Origin of the sequence: Kitasatospora sp. NPDC127116 (genome assembly GCF_042677365.1) — a bacterium.
In the GTDB taxonomy this organism is placed as follows: domain Bacteria; phylum Actinomycetota; class Actinomycetes; order Streptomycetales; family Streptomycetaceae; genus Kitasatospora; species Kitasatospora lactacystinica.
Genome location: NZ_JBHXTL010000192.1, coordinates 1 through 13,584, shown reverse-complemented (window position 1 = coordinate 13,584; position 13,584 = coordinate 1). Strand labels below are relative to the sequence as shown.

Below are 13,584 nucleotides of genomic sequence, written 5' to 3'. Positions count from 1 at the left end.
GTCCAGGACGGCGACCACCGGCTCCTCCCCCGCGTACCAGGCGGCGTGGAAGGCCTGGAGCAGCATCCGGGCGGCGTACATCGGGTCGATGTCGGTGCCGGCGGCGTCGAGCAGCAGCCGGTGGGCGGTCGGGTGCGCGCCGCGCCAGAAGTGCGCGGTGGCCCGGACCTGGTCGAGCAGGGCGTGCGCCAGGACGTTGTCGGTCCGGCCGGAGGCCTCGTCGGCGAGCGCCTCCGCGCGAGCCAACTCGCCCTCCTCGGTGGCGGCTTCGGCGGCCAGGACGAGCCGGCGGGTGGCGCTGTCGCGGTCCGGGGTGAGCCGGGCGGCGCGCTCGTACGCGGCGGCCCCGCCGTGGCCGCCGCGGCGCTCGGCGCGGACGGCGGCGCGCTCCAGCGCGTCGGCGAGGCCCGCGTCGGGACCGGTGGCGGCCAGCGCGAGGTGCCAGGTGCGGCGGTCGCCGTCCGGCAGGGCCCGCGCCACGGCATGATGGACCCTCGTCTTCTGGTGGTGCGGAGCGCGCTGGAGGATCGCGGAGCGCAGCAGGGGGTGCCGGAAGGCGATCCGGCGGTCGGCGGTGACCGTCGCCAGGCCGGACTCCTCGGCGGGAGCGAGGTGTTCGGCGGTGACGCCGAGGACGGCCGCTGCGGGCAGGACGACGTCCAGCGCCCCGCTCTCCTCGGTGGCGGCGACCAGCAGCAGCGTCTGGGTGGCCGCGGGCAGGCCGGTGACCTGGCCGTGGAAGGCGATCAGCAGCCGGCTGGTGAGCGGCAGGCCGCCCGGCGCCGACGTGTGCGGCCCTGCGGCGACCGGGAGTTCGGTGAGCGCGAGCGGGTTGCCGGCCGCCTCGGCGAGCAGCCGGTCGCGCGCGGCGGCGGGCAGGCCGGGGCCGGCCCGCCGGGCCAGCAGCCGGGTGGCGTCGGCCTCGGACAGTGCGGTCACCTGTCGTTCGGGCAGTCCCAGCGGGCGCTCCGCCGCGCCGCCGTCGGCCCCGGGGGCACCACCGGTGCGGGCGGCGAGCAGCAGGGCCACCCCCTCGGCCTGGAGGCGTCGGGCGGCCAGCAGCAGCGCGTCCAGTGAGGCCCGGTCCAGCCACTGCACGTCGTCCATGACGCACAGCAGGGGCTGGTCGGCGGCGAGTTCGGCGAGCAGGCCGAGCGTGGCGAGTCCGACGAGCAGCCGGTCGGCGCGCCCTGCACCGGCGGTCGGGCCATCGGCGGCCGGGCCACCGTCGACCGGAGCGCCGTCCGCCCCGTGGCCGCCCGGCCGTCCCTCGTCGGAGAGCCCGAACGCCGCCTCCAGCGCCCGCCGTTGCGGTCCGGGCAGGGCGTCCAGCCGGTCCAGGCCGGGTGCGAGCAGCAGGCTCAGCCCGGCGTACGGCAGCTCGGCCTCGTACTCGACGCCGGCCGCGCGGATCACCCGGAACGACTCCCCCGCCCGCGCCACCGCGTCGTCCAGCAGCGCGGTCTTGCCGATGCCGGCCTCGCCCCGGAACAGCAGCACCCCGCTGCGGCCGGCCCGCGCCGCGTCCAACAGGCCGTCCACGGCGGCCTGTTCGCCTTCCCTCCCGTACAGCATGCCCCCGACCCTACCCACCCGGGCCCGCACCGCCGTCGGCACCGCCGTCGGCACCGGCAGCGACGCCACTACCGGCACCGGTACCGGCACACCCCGGCACACCCCGGCGGAGGCTACGTACCCCATGCCCATACGTGACGGATTCGCCGCCCGCCGCCCGTCCGTACCGTGGTGAGCACCGGGAACGACCGGGCCAACCACCCACCGGAACACGGGAGATGACGATGACCGAGATCACCACCGCCGCCCTCCAGCAGCTCGCCGAGCGCTACCTCGCGGTGTGGAACGAGACCGACCCGGCGGCCCGCCGCAAGCTGGTCGACGAGGTGTGGGCCGAGGACGGCCGCTACACCGACCCGCTGGCCGCCGTCACCGGCCGGGACGCCGTCGACGCGCTGATCGGCGCCGCCCAGGCCCAGTTCCCGGGGCTGGAGTTCACCCTCGGCCCGGTCGACGCCCACCACGACATCGCCCGCTTCACCTGGAACCTGGGCCCGGCCGGCGCGGAGCCGGTGGTGATCGGCTTCGACGTGCTGGCGGCCACCCCGGACGGCCGGATCGGCGCGGTGTACGGCTTCCTCGACCGCGTACCGGGCGCCTGAGCCGCAAACCGCGTGCCGGGCACCTGAGCCGCAGACCGCCGCGCCGCCCGAGAGGCGGGCCGCCCCCACCGCGCCCGCCCCTCGGCGCCGGACTGCCCCTCGGCGCCGGATTGGCCCTCGCCGCCGGCCTGGCCCTCGCCGCGTACGGCGCCGCGGACCGCAGTGTCCGGTGGCCGGCGCCCGGGATCGCGCTGATCGGCCTGGTCCACTGCGGCGCCGGCGGCCGACCGCCGCCGTAGGCCGCAGCGTCCTCGCCCCGGCGTCGCCGGGGCCGGTGCCCGTGGGCCTGGTCCGGTTCCTGCCGCTGGGAACGCCGCCCGGGGGCCGGTCCCCGCCCGCCCCGGAGCGGCCGTGGCGGGATCCCGGCACGCGGGGCGGGTGGCCGAAGCCCACCCGCCCGTTCCCTTCCCTCCCCCCGATCGGGTTGGATGGTCGGATGAGCGAGGAGAAGAGCGCCGTTCCGGCGTGGGAGCAGCGGTTCAGGGCGGCCCGGGTGTCCCTGCCCGACTGGGCCGAGGACGCCCCCGACCGGGCGTTGTACGTGTCCAACGCGACCGGCACCTACGAGGTCTACGCCTGGGACCGCGCCACCGGCGCCCACCGCCGGGTGACCGACCGTCCGAACGGCACCACCGACGCCGAGCTGTCCCCCGACGGCGACTGGGTCTGGTGGTTCGACGACCACGACGGTGACGAGTTCGGCGTCTGGCGCCGCCAGCCGTTCGCGGGCGGCCCCGACGAGGAGGCCGTGCCCGGCCTCGCCGCTTCCTACTCGGCCGGCCTGGCGCTCGGCCGCGACGGCACCGTGGTCGTCGGCCGCTCCACCGACGAGGACGGCACCACCCTGCACCTGCGCCGCCCCGGCAGCGCCGAGCCGGTCGAGATCTACCGGCACGAGGAGTACGGCGGCATCGGCGACCTCAGTCACGACAGCACCCTGCTCGCCATCGACCACACCGAGCACGGCGACGCGATGCACTCCGCGATCCGGGTCGTCCGCGTCACCGGGGACGGCGGCGTCGAGACCGTCGCCGAGCTGGACGAGGTCACCGGCCGGGACGAGCCGCGCGGCGTCGCCTGCCTGGGCTTCGCGCCGGTCGAGGGCGACACCCGGCTGTTGGTCGCCCACCAGCGCACCGGCCGCTGGGAGCCGATGATCTGGGACGTCGCCACGGGCGCCGAGACCGCTCTCCCGCTGCGCGACGAGCAGGGCCGCGAACTGCCCGGCGACGTCTCCGCGCAGTGGCGCCCCGGCGCCGGTGAGCTGCTGGTGGAGCACGAGTACGAGGCGCGCAGCGAGCTGTTCTCGTACGGGCTCGCCGACGGTCGGCTGACCCGCCTGGACACCCCGCGCGGCACCGTCGGCGGCGCCACCGCCCGTCCGGACGGCACCGTCGAGTACCTGTGGTCCTCCGCCGCCGAGCCCTCCGCCGTCCGTTCCACCGCCGGGACGGTCGTACTGCGGGCGCCCGGCGCGGTGCCGCCCGGTTCGGTGCCGGTCGAGGACGTCTGGGTGGACGGGCCCGGCGGTCGGGTGCACGCCCTGGTGCAGCGGCCGTCGACGGCCGCCCCGGGCCCGTACCCGACCGTGTTCGAGATCCACGGCGGCCCGACCCACCACGACAGCGACTCCTTCGCCGCCGGTCCGGCCGCCTGGCTGGACCACGGCTTCGCGGTGGTCCGGGTCAACTACCGCGGTTCGACCGGCTACGGCCAGGCCTGGACGGACGCGCTGCACGAGCGGGTCGGCCTGATCGAGCTGGAGGACATCGCGGCGGTCCGCGCCTGGGCCGTCGACAGCGGCCTCGCCGACCCGGCCCGACTGGTGCTCACCGGCGGCAGCTGGGGCGGCTACCTGACCCTGCTCGGCCTCGGCGTCCAGCCCGACAGCTGGGCCCTCGGTGTCGCCGCCGTGCCGGTCGCGGACTACCACACCGCGTACGCCGACGAGATGGAGGCGCTCAAGTCGCTGGACCGCACGCTCTTCGGCGGCACCCCGCAGGAGGTGCCGGAGCGGTTCACCGCCTCCTCGCCGCTGACCTACGTCGAGCAGGTGCGGGTGCCGGTCTACATCAGCGCCGGGGTCAACGACCCGCGCTGCCCGATCCGGCAGATCGACAACTACGTCGAGCGGCTGGAGCAGCTCGGCAAGCCGCACGAGGTGTACCGCTACGACGCCGGGCACGGCTCGCTGGTGGTGGAGGAGCGGATCAAGCAGCTGCGGCTGGAGATCGAGTTCGTCCGGCGGCACCTGGGCGCGGCCGGGAGCGACGCAGACGGAGGGGCGGCGTGAGACGTCCGCTGCTGCTCGCGGGGGTGGCGGTGGCCGGGGCCCTGGTGCTCAGCGGCTGCTCGGGGTCGCGGCCGGAGGTCGCCTCCTGCCCGCCTCCGACCGGCCCGCCGGTGCCGAGCTCCTCGGTCGTCGCGCCCAAGCCGGCCGTGCCGACCACCACCGCACCGCCGACCGGCGCCGTCCCGCCGACCGGTGCCGTACCGCCCGCCGGTGCCACGCCGCTCGCCACGGCGACCAGGGCGAGCGCACCGGGCACGGGGACCGCGGGCGGGATCGCGGGCACGGCCGTCCTGACGACGGCGTACGAGTCGACCGACCCGGACGGCACCGTCGAGCTCGCCAAGGGTTCGAAGGGGTCCGGCGGCTCCTCGGGTTCCTCGGGTTCCTCCGGCTCGAAGGGCTCCAAGGGGTCGAAGACCGGTCGCACCGTGCACCACCACATCGACCACTACGACTCCGACGACCACAACGGCAGCGGCAACGGCAACGGCCACTGCCACAGCGACCCGACGCCGCTGCCCACCGGCTCGTCCTCCCCGACCCAGCAGCCGCTCCCGACGCCGACACCGGCGGCGCCGACACCGACAGCGCCCCCGCCGGCGGTCAAGCCGACAGCGGCACCGGCCCTGCCGACCAAGCGCTGAGAGCGGGGTCGGAGCAGGACGCGCCGGTCAGTCCAGGACCGGGTCCAGCCCGAGGGCCCGGTCCTGCTCCGCCTCCGCCTCGCGGCGCACCAGGCGGAACCACATGAAGACGACGAACCCGGCGAAGACGAACCACTCCAGGGTGTAGCCCAGGTTCTGGAACGCGCGCAGGGTGAGCCCGTCGCCGCCCTGCGGCTGCACGGTCGGTACCGGGGCCAGCCCGGCGGGCGCGTCGTCGGCGGCCACCCAGCCGTCGTACCAGCCGTCGTACTCCAGCACGTTCAGCAGCGACGCCCGGTTGATCATGCCGAGCTGCCCGGTCGGCAGACCGCCCGCCACCGCGCCGTTGCTGCCCACGGCCTCGTTGGCCTGCAGGCGCCCGGTCACCGTCACGTCTCCGCCCGGCGGCGGTCCGGCGGCGGCCGGGTCCCCGCCCGCCCAGCCGCGCACCACGGCGACGGCGTGACCGTCGGCGGTGCGCAGCGGGGTGAGCACGTAGTAGCCCTGCTTGCCGTCCACCACCCGGTTGGGGACGAGCAGTTGGTGCTCGCTGTCGTAGGTGCCGGTCACCGTGACCGTCCTGCCGACGGTCTCCGTGCTCACCTGCGGAGTCGCCTGGTTGAGCAGCGCGTCGATCGGCCGGGCATCACTCGAAGCGGTGACCGCCTGCTTGGTCTCCTGGTGCGTGGACACCCGGTCCTCGAACCGGCCGAGCTGCCAGGAGCCCAGCCACAGGCACACCGCCACGGCGGCCACGGCCACGACGGTGCCGCCGAGCCAGCGCGAAGTCAGGAGGAACCGGTACACACCCCCACGGTAACCATTCCTCACACCCGCCCGGCCCCCGGGCCCCGGCCACGGCGGCCGCCGGCCCGCCGCGACCGCCCGTCGTCACCGCTGTCCGGCGTCGCGGCCGCCCGTCGTCACCGCTGCCCGTCGTCACCGCTGTCCGGCGTCACCGCGTCACCGCGTCGCCGCCGCCCGCGGTCACCCCGCCGTCGGCGAGCCCGACGGCTGCGGCACCGAACCGCCCAGGTTCTGGACGCCGCCGCGGTAGACGGTGCCGCTGCACGCCACGGGCAGGGTCGCCGTGGCGGCCGCCGGACTGCCGGGAGCGGGAGTGTGGGCGATGGTCACGGAGGACGGTGCGGCGGTCGGACCGCCGGTCGGGGTCGGGGTCGGGCTGGGAGCCGTGCTGGGGCCCGCCGACGGGGACGAGGAGGCCGGCGGGTTGGCGCTGGGCTCGCTGGAGGGGACGGAGGCCGGGGCGCCGGGCTCGATGGCCGGGACGTCCGAGCGCAGGGCCGCCTGGTTGACGCCGCTCGACGGGGTGGTCAGGGTGCCGGAGCCGGTACAGGTCCGGTCGGGGACCCAGGCGAACGGCACCCGGTACCCGGCCCGCGGCGCGAGCACCGGGGGCTCCCCGTCCATCGCGGGCAGGCCGGCCGCCGGGTCGCCCGGCGCGTGGTCGGCGGTGCGGATGCGGCCGCGGTCGCCGCCGCTGACGGCGGTCACCGCCACCGAGCCCGGCCCGCCGAGCCGGCAGCTGCGCACGGAGACGTTGTAGACGGTGAACGAGCCGTAGATCCGCCCGTCGCCGTCGGCCGTGCCGACCTGCGCGACGCCTTCGCCGAGGTCCGTCCGGGTGCAGAGCGGGACGATGCCGCCGTCGCCGGCCCCGGAGGTCCCGGAGGGCGCGACGCCGCCGTCGGTTTGCATCAGCCCGCCGCCGGGGGTGTGCGGGGCCGCGGCCGTACCGGTCGGCGAGGTGGCGGCGCCGGTGCCGCCCGCGCCCGTCTGCGTGGCCGCCCCGGTGCCGCCGGCGGTACCGGCGGCACCGCTGGGGGACGCGGCGGCCGGGCTCTTGGCGTCGGCCGAGCCGGGACCGCCGGAGAGACCGAGGTGTTCCCCCTCGTGCAGGACGGGCAGGCCGATCGCGACGGCGAAGGCGAGTGCGGCCGCCCCGGTCCAGGCGCCGCGCCGGGCGGCCCGGCGGCGGGGCACGGCCCGCCGGATCCGCGGCAGCCCGCCCACGGCGGGCTGGATGCCGGAGACGGCGCCGTGCAGGCGCTCGCGCAGCGCCCGTTCGTCGGCGGACAGGTCCAGGAGCTCCGGGACCTCACCCGCGGGGCCGTTCGCACCGGGCTTCCCGGCCGCGTTCGGACTGGACGCCTGCGGACTCGGTGCGTCCGGACTCGGTGCGTCCGGACTCGGTGCGCGCGCACCCGGCGACTTCGACTCGGGCGCCGTCGGCTCGGACGCGTTCGGCTCGGGCGCCGTCGACTCGGGCGCGTGCTGCTCGGACGCCGTCGGCTCGGTCACGTTCGGCTCGGACGCCCCGTCGACCGGTCGCCGACGGCCGTCGTCCGCCTCAGCCATGTCCGGCCTCCATCTGGACGCGGAGGGCGGCGAGTCCGCGGGAGCCGTAGGCCTTCACCGAGCCGAGCGAGATGCCCAGGGTCTCGGCGACCTGCGCCTCCGTCATGTCCACGAAGTAACGCAGCACCAGAACCTCCCGCTGACGGCGTTGCAGACCACGCAGCGCGGCCTTCAACTGGTCGCGCTCCAGGGCATCGTAGGCACCTTCTTCTGCACTGGCCATGTCAGGCATGGGCTTCGGCAGCAGTCGCAGCCCGAGGATGCGGCGGCGCAGCGTGGACCGGGACAGGTTGACGACCGTCTGCCGCAGGTAGGCCAGGGTCTTCTCGGGCTCGCGCACCCTGCGCCGGGCGGCGTGCACCCGGATGAACGCCTCCTGGACGACGTCCTCGCACGTGGAGAGGTCGTCCAGGAGCAGTGCCGCGAGCCGCAGCAACGAGCGGTAGTGCGCCTGGTAGGTCTCGGTGAGCAGGTCCTCGCTGGTACCCGCGTCGGTACCGGCGCCGGAGTCCGCCGCACCGCGTGCGGCCGCCGTCATCTGGTCTTCTTCCGGCCTACTCGCAGGCCACGGGGCGCGCGACGGGAAGGGCACCGCGGCTCTCGCCGGGATGCCCGCCCTTGCCCCCACCATCACGTTCGCCACGCACGTTGGACACTCGATCCCCTGTCATGGTTGCCCGGCTCGGGGCCCATTCTTCCGCATCGGCGGAAGAGGCCTCCAGGGGATTCCCCCGGGATTCCGGACAGATTGTGTCGAGGAGCGAACACAGGTATGGACACAGCTGTGGACACAAGCGGGCACTTCGGAACGCGCGAGGGCCCCGGGACCTAGTACTCCGGCTTCTCCGGCCCCGTCGCCCCCGTCGGCCCCGTCGGCCCCGTCGGCCCCGTCGGCTCAGCCGTCGCCGCCGCGTCCGGCTCCGCGTCCGGCTCCGCGTCCGGCTCCACGTCCAACTCCGCGTCCACCGGCTCGCCCGCCGTCAGCTCCGCCGCCACCAGCTCGGCCAGCTGCACCAGGTTGAGCGCCGACCCCTTGCGCAGGTTGTCCCCGCAGAGGAAGAGGTCCAGCGCGTCCGGCTCGTCCAGCGCCCGCCGGACCCTCCCGACCCAGACCGGGTCCGTCCCGACCACGTCGTTCGGCGTGGGGAACTCGCCGGCCGCCGGGTCGTCGTAGAGCACCACGCCGGGCGCGTCCCGCAGGATGTCCTGCGCGTGCTCCTGGGTGACCTCGCGTTCGAACCGCGCGTGCACGGCCAGCGCGTGGGTGCGGACGACCGGGATGTGGACGCAGGTCGCCGAGACCTTCAGGGCGGGCAGGCCGAGGACCTTGCGGGACTCGTCGCGGATGCCCGTCTCCTGGGCGGACCAGCCGCCCTCGCGCAGCCCGCCGGTCCAGGGCACCGCGTTGAGCACCAGCGGGGCGGCGAACGGCCCCTGATCGGCGATCAGCGCGCGCAGGTCACCGGTCTGCCGGCCGACGGCGGCACCCGCCACCAGCCCGGTCTGCGCGCGCAGCGCCGCCTCGCCGTCGCGGCCCTCGCCGTCGGCGGCCTGGTAGGAGGCGACCACGAGCTGCGCCAGCCCGTACTCGGCGTGCAGCGCCCCCACCGCGGCGATCATCGCGAGGGCGGTAGCGGCCGGACTGGCGACGATGCCGCGCGGGCGGATCCGCAGCGCGGCCGCGTTGACCTCCGGGACGACCAGCGGCACGTCCTCGGCGGTGCGGAAGACGGCCGAGCCGTCGATCACCACGACGCCCTTGGCCGCCGCGATCGGCGCCCACTGCGCCGAGACCGGGTCGGGGACGGCGAACACCGCCACGTCGATGCCCGCGAAGGCCTCCTCGGCCAGCGGGACGACCTCGACGGCCTCCCCGCGCACCACCGCCTTGCGGCCGGCCGAGCGCGGGGAGGCGACGAGTCGGATCTCGCCCCAGACGTCCTGGCGGAGGGAGAGCAGCCCGAGCAGCGCCTCACCGACCGCGCCGGTGGCGCCGACGACGGCGAGGTTCGGACGCCGGGTCATCGCCCGGCGCCCCGGCAGGACCCGGTGGCCCGGCAGGACCCGGTGGCCCGGCCCCGCGTCCGGGTCATCGCCCGGTGCCGCCGTAGACGACGGCCTCGTCGCTCTCGCTGTCCAGGCCGAAGGCGCTGTGGACGGCGCGGACGGCCTCCGGCACGTCGTCGGCACGGGTGACCACCGAGATGCGGATCTCCGAGGTGGAGATCAGCTCGATGTTGACGCCCGCGGCGGACAGCGCCTCGAAGAAGGTCGCCGTGACGCCCGGGTTGGAGCGCATGCCGGCGCCGACCAGCGAGATCTTGCCGATCGCGTCGTCGTAGCGCAGCGACTCGTAGCCGATGCCCGCCTTGACCCGGCCCAGCGCGTCGATGGCCTTCTGGCCCTCGGTCTTGGGCAGGGTGAAGGAGATGTCGGTCAGGCCGGTCGACGCGGCGGAGACGTTCTGCACCACCATGTCGATGTTGACCTCGGCGTCGGCGATGGCGCGGAAGATGCGCGCCGCCTCGCCCGGCTTGTCGGGCACGCCGACGACGGTGACCTTGGCCTCGGAGGTGTCGTGGGCGACTCCGGAGATGATGGCCTGCTCCATCTCGCCCCCTTCGGGCTTGTTCGGGTTGTCGTTGCTGACGATCGTCCCGGGAAGACCCGAGAAGGACGAGCGTACGTGAATCGGGATGTTGTAGCGACGGGCGTACTCGACACACCGATCGAGCAGCACCTTGGAACCCGACGAGGCCAGCTCCAGCATGTCCTCGTAGGCGATCCAGTCGATCTTGCGGGCCTTCTTCACCACGCGCGGGTCGGCGGTGAACACGCCGTCCACGTCGGTGTAGATCTCGCAGACCTCGGCGCTGAGCGCGGCGGCGAGCGCCACGGCGGTGGTGTCCGAGCCGCCCCGGCCCAGCGTGGTGATGTCCTTGCTGGTCTGGGAGACGCCCTGGAAACCGGCCACGATCGCGATGTTGCCCTCGTCCAGGGCGGTGCGGATGCGGCCGGGCGTCACGTCGATGATGCGCGCCTTGTTGTGGACGGAGTCGGTGATGACACCGGCCTGGCTGCCCGTGAAGGACTGTGCCTCGTGCCCCAGGGATTTGATCGCCATGGCCAGCAGCGCCATGGAGATGCGCTCTCCAGCGGTCAGCAGCATGTCGAACTCACGGCCGGCAGGCAGCGGTGACACCTGCTCCGCGAGTTCGATGAGCTCGTCCGTCGTGTCGCCCATCGCGGACACCACGACGACGACCTCATGGCCGGCCTTCTTGGTGTCAACGATCCGGCGGGCCACGCGCTTGATGCCTTCGGCATCCGCAACGGATGAGCCGCCGTACTTCTGCACGACAAGGCCCACGTGCGCTCCTCGACTCGAAGTCTTCTCCGGGGGCTCCGGGCCCCCGTACCCCCCTGGGAAGAGGGGGGTGCGGTCGTCGTCAGTCTACCGAGCAGGGGTGCTCCGACCGGCGCTTTCCATATGGTGAGACGGTAGTTTCAGCACGTGAGCGGCCGTGCGGGTGGCTCCGCCGTCAGGTCTGCGGGCGATTCGGTACGGCTCCGAAGAATCGCCGGATCGGGGGACGGCGATCCGGCCGGATTTCTTTTCCGGCCGGGACGCTGAGGCATTCGTCACAATCCGAGAGGGCCGTCGCGGAATACCGCCCACCGGCTGCCGCCGACCGCCTAACGCCCGAGGCCGAGCTCGGCCGCCATCAGGTCGCCCGCCTGCTGTTCGAGCTGCTCGTCGGTGAGCCCGTCGTCGTCGGTGTCCGCGCCGTCCGGCACCGCGCCGAGCGGGCTGTCCAGCCGGACGTGGGCGATCAGCGACTGCAGGGCCCGCAGCACCGCCGTGCAGGTCGTGCCCCAGTTGGAGAGGTACGAGAACTGCCACCACCACAGCGCCTCGCTGATCCGGCCCTCGCGGTAGTGGGTCAGCCCGTGCTGGAGCTCGCTGACCACGCCGGCCAGGTCGTCCGAGATCCGGAAGGCGTTGGGCTTCTCCGGCGGGCCGTACGGGTCGAAGACCTCGTGGTAGACGTCGATCGGCGCGAGCAGCTCGGCGAGGCGCTCGCGCAGCTGCTCGCCGTCCGGCTCGGGACCGGCGTCGGGCTCGAAGCGGTCCTCCGGGACGACGTCCTCGATCGCACCCAGCCGGCCGCCGGCCAGCAGCAGCTGCGAGACCTCCAGGAGCAGCAGCGAGACCGCGCTGCCGGGCTCGTCGCCCTTGGCGACCTCGGTGACGGCGAGCACGAAGCTCTCCACCGAGTCGGCGATCTGCACGGCGAAGTCGTCCGGCTCCGAGCCGTGACCGTGGATGTGCGGGGCGTGCGCCCCCGGTTCCCCGTGGGACTGCTGGTGGGGGGTGTGGGGCTGCTGGTTGATCGTCCGGTCAGACATCGAGCAGTCGTCTCCCTTCGAAGGCGCGACCGAGGGTGACCTCGTCCGCGTACTCCAGATCCCCGCCGACGGGCAGGCCGCTCGCCAGACGGGTCACCTTCAGGCCCATCGGCTTGCAGAGCCGGGCCAGGTAGGTGGCGGTCGCCTCCCCCTCCAGGTTGGGGTCGGTGGCCAGGATCAGCTCGGTGACCGTGCCGTCCGCGAGGCGCGACAGCAGTTCGCGGATGCGCAGGTCGTCCGGGCCGACGCCCTCGATGGGGCTGATCGCGCCGCCCAGCACGTGGTAGCGGCCGCGGAACTCGCGGGTGCGCTCGATGGCGACGACGTCCTTGGACTCCTCGACCACGCAGATGACGGCGAGGTCGCGGCGCGGGTCCAGGCAGACCCGGCACTGCTCGGCCTCCGCGACGTTGCCGCAGACCGCGCAGAAGCGGACCTTGTCCTTGACCTCCAGCAGTGCGTGGGCCAGCCGGCGCACGTCGGTCGGGTCGGCCTGCAACACGTGGAAGGCGATCCGCTGGGCGCTCTTGGGCCCGACGCCGGGCAGCCTGCCCAGTTCGTCGATCAGGTCCTGAACCACGCCCTCGTACAACGTCGCGCCTTCCCTCGGATGGTCGATGGTGCCGTATGCCCGGTGGTGGCCGGTGACGGCCGGTGGTGACCGGTGACGGCCTGCTGGTCCGTGGTGGCCTGGCGGCCGGTGGTGGCCTGGCGGCCGGTGGTGGCCTGACGGCCGGGTAGTGGACGACCGGTGGTACCGGACGGCCGGTGGTGCTCCGGTGCCATCATCCAACGAATCGGGCGTCGGACACAGCGCCCGACGCCCGACTCCCACATAAATCACATAGGTCTGTCGTCTGAACTTCAGACCTTCTGGAACGTAGAGCCGACGTTAGAACGGCCGACGCTAGAACGGCAGGCCCGGGATGCCGCCGCCCAGGCCCTGGGTCAGCGGGCCCATGCGCTCGGCCTGCATCTTCTGCGCGGTCTGGTTGGCGTCCCGGACGGCCGCCAGGATCAGGTCGGCCAGCGTCTCGGTGTCCTCCGGGTCCACGGCCGCCGGGGCGATGGTCAGCGCCACCAGCTCACCGGCACCGGTCACCGTCGCCTCGACCAGGCCGCCGCCCGCCGAACCGTTCACCTTCGTCTCGGCCAGCTCCTGCTGGGCCTTGGCGAAATCCTGCTGCATCTTCTGCGCCTGCTTCAGCAGCTGCTGCATGTTGGGCTGGCCACCACCGGGGAACACGGCTGTCTCCTTGCTGTCACGGCTGTCTTGCGGTGCTTCGTTCGTCACCGCCGAGCCTACGTGCTGCCCACCGCTCCGGGGCCCGGACCGGGGCCCGGCTCCGGGGCGGCTCAGGGTCGGCCCGGGGACGGCGCCGGGGCTCAGGCCCGGGACGGCGCCGTTGCACGCGGGCGGGGTCCGGGGCCCGGCTCAGGAGCCCTGGTGGTGGATCTCCTCCAGCACCGTCGCGCCCAGCTCGCGGATGATCAGCTCCTGCCCGGAGAACACGTCCTCCTTCAGGTCCGGATCGTCCGCCTCCGGGATGTCGTCCTCCGGGGCCACCGACCGCACCGGACGGGCCTGCGCGGCCTGGACCGGCGGAGCCTGCACCGGCGCGGGCTGCACGGGCGGCGCCTGGACGGGCGCCGGCGCGGCCTGGACCGGCGGAGCCTGCAC

General features: G+C 74.7%; 12 protein-coding genes and 1 pseudogene. 3 read left to right on the top strand and 10 right to left on the bottom strand.

What is annotated here, in order from left to right; all coding sequences use genetic code 11:
* Nucleotides 1-1,575 (bottom strand): AAA family ATPase (locus ACFVHV_RS40725; RefSeq protein WP_380358523.1); only part of this gene is annotated, 1,575 nt, incomplete at its 3' end.
* A gap of 224 nt (nucleotides 1,576-1,799) precedes the next feature.
* Between ACFVHV_RS40725 and ACFVHV_RS40720 the strand changes: the two genes are divergently transcribed.
* The 3 genes from ACFVHV_RS40720 to ACFVHV_RS40710 all read left to right on the top strand — a co-directional run bounded on the left by ACFVHV_RS40720 (nucleotide 1,800) and on the right by ACFVHV_RS40710 (nucleotide 5,114).
* A complete protein-coding gene (locus ACFVHV_RS40720; protein WP_359905678.1) occupies nucleotides 1,800-2,177 on the top strand; it encodes a nuclear transport factor 2 family protein in 378 nt (125 codons plus the stop codon).
* Between the two features lie 436 nt (nucleotides 2,178-2,613).
* The gene (locus ACFVHV_RS40715) at nucleotides 2,614-4,470 is read left to right on the top strand and encodes a prolyl oligopeptidase family serine peptidase (RefSeq protein ID WP_359905675.1); all 1,857 of its coding nucleotides are present in this window, start codon (nucleotides 2,614-2,616) and stop codon (nucleotides 4,468-4,470) included.
* On the top strand, nucleotides 4,467-5,114 hold the full coding sequence (locus ACFVHV_RS40710; RefSeq protein ID WP_380358519.1) for a hypothetical protein: 648 nt from the start codon (nucleotides 4,467-4,469) through the stop codon (nucleotides 5,112-5,114). The genes ACFVHV_RS40715 and ACFVHV_RS40710 overlap by 4 nt, the downstream gene beginning before the upstream one ends.
* 27 nt (nucleotides 5,115-5,141) lie before the next feature.
* Here ACFVHV_RS40710 and ACFVHV_RS40705 read toward each other — a convergent pair whose 3' ends face one another.
* The 9 genes and pseudogenes from ACFVHV_RS40705 to ACFVHV_RS40665 form a co-directional block, all read right to left on the bottom strand.
* On the bottom strand, nucleotides 5,142-5,921 hold the full coding sequence (locus ACFVHV_RS40705) for an SURF1 family protein (RefSeq protein WP_359905670.1): 780 nt from the start codon (nucleotides 5,919-5,921) through the stop codon (nucleotides 5,142-5,144).
* Between the two features lie 180 nt (nucleotides 5,922-6,101).
* Complete coding sequence (locus ACFVHV_RS40700) at nucleotides 6,102-7,493, bottom strand: hypothetical protein (protein WP_380358516.1); 1,392 nt, start codon at nucleotides 7,491-7,493, stop codon at nucleotides 6,102-6,104.
* Nucleotides 7,486-8,031: a SigE family RNA polymerase sigma factor gene (locus ACFVHV_RS40695; protein WP_359905665.1), complete on the bottom strand. Its 546-nt coding sequence runs from the start codon at nucleotides 8,029-8,031 to the stop codon at nucleotides 7,486-7,488. Before ACFVHV_RS40695 ends, ACFVHV_RS40700 begins: the two co-directional genes overlap by 8 nt.
* 290 nt (nucleotides 8,032-8,321) lie before the next feature.
* A complete protein-coding gene (locus tag ACFVHV_RS40690; protein WP_380358512.1) occupies nucleotides 8,322-9,518 on the bottom strand; it encodes an aspartate-semialdehyde dehydrogenase in 1,197 nt (398 codons plus the stop codon).
* 64 nt (nucleotides 9,519-9,582) lie between these two features.
* A complete protein-coding gene (locus ACFVHV_RS40685) occupies nucleotides 9,583-10,863 on the bottom strand; it encodes an aspartate kinase (RefSeq protein WP_359905659.1) in 1,281 nt (426 codons plus the stop codon).
* A 326-nt stretch (nucleotides 10,864-11,189) separates the two neighbouring features.
* Complete coding sequence (locus ACFVHV_RS40680) at nucleotides 11,190-11,903, bottom strand: DUF5063 domain-containing protein (RefSeq protein WP_359905656.1); 714 nt, start codon at nucleotides 11,901-11,903, stop codon at nucleotides 11,190-11,192.
* The gene (gene recR / locus ACFVHV_RS40675) at nucleotides 11,896-12,495 is read right to left on the bottom strand and encodes a recombination mediator RecR (protein ID WP_316522617.1); all 600 of its coding nucleotides are present in this window, start codon (nucleotides 12,493-12,495) and stop codon (nucleotides 11,896-11,898) included. Before recR ends, ACFVHV_RS40680 begins: the two co-directional genes overlap by 8 nt.
* A gap of 315 nt (nucleotides 12,496-12,810) precedes the next feature.
* Nucleotides 12,811-13,149 (bottom strand): YbaB/EbfC family nucleoid-associated protein, encoded by a 339-nt coding sequence (locus tag ACFVHV_RS40670; protein ID WP_359905653.1) that lies wholly within the window; start codon nucleotides 13,147-13,149, stop codon nucleotides 12,811-12,813.
* A gap of 189 nt (nucleotides 13,150-13,338) precedes the next feature.
* Nucleotides 13,339-13,584 (bottom strand): annotated as a pseudogene (locus ACFVHV_RS40665) (DNA polymerase III subunit gamma and tau); the annotation flags it as partial.

Bases quoted from the DNA above. Each gene is read 5' to 3' on its own strand.
- ACFVHV_RS40720 (WP_359905678.1), top strand. From the start codon at position 1,800: ATGACCGAGATCACCACCGCCGCCCTCCAGCAGCTCGCCGAGCGCTAC.
- ACFVHV_RS40715 (WP_359905675.1), top strand. From the start codon at position 2,614: ATGAGCGAGGAGAAGAGCGCCGTTCCGGCGTGGGAGCAGCGGTTCAGG.
- ACFVHV_RS40700 (WP_380358516.1), bottom strand. From the start codon at position 7,493: ATGGCTGAGGCGGACGACGGCCGTCGGCGACCGGTCGACGGGGCGTCC.
- ACFVHV_RS40695 (WP_359905665.1), bottom strand. From the start codon at position 8,031: ATGACGGCGGCCGCACGCGGTGCGGCGGACTCCGGCGCCGGTACCGAC.
- ACFVHV_RS40690 (WP_380358512.1), bottom strand. From the start codon at position 9,518: ATGACCCGGCGTCCGAACCTCGCCGTCGTCGGCGCCACCGGCGCGGTC.
- ACFVHV_RS40680 (WP_359905656.1), bottom strand. From the start codon at position 11,903: ATGTCTGACCGGACGATCAACCAGCAGCCCCACACCCCCCACCAGCAG.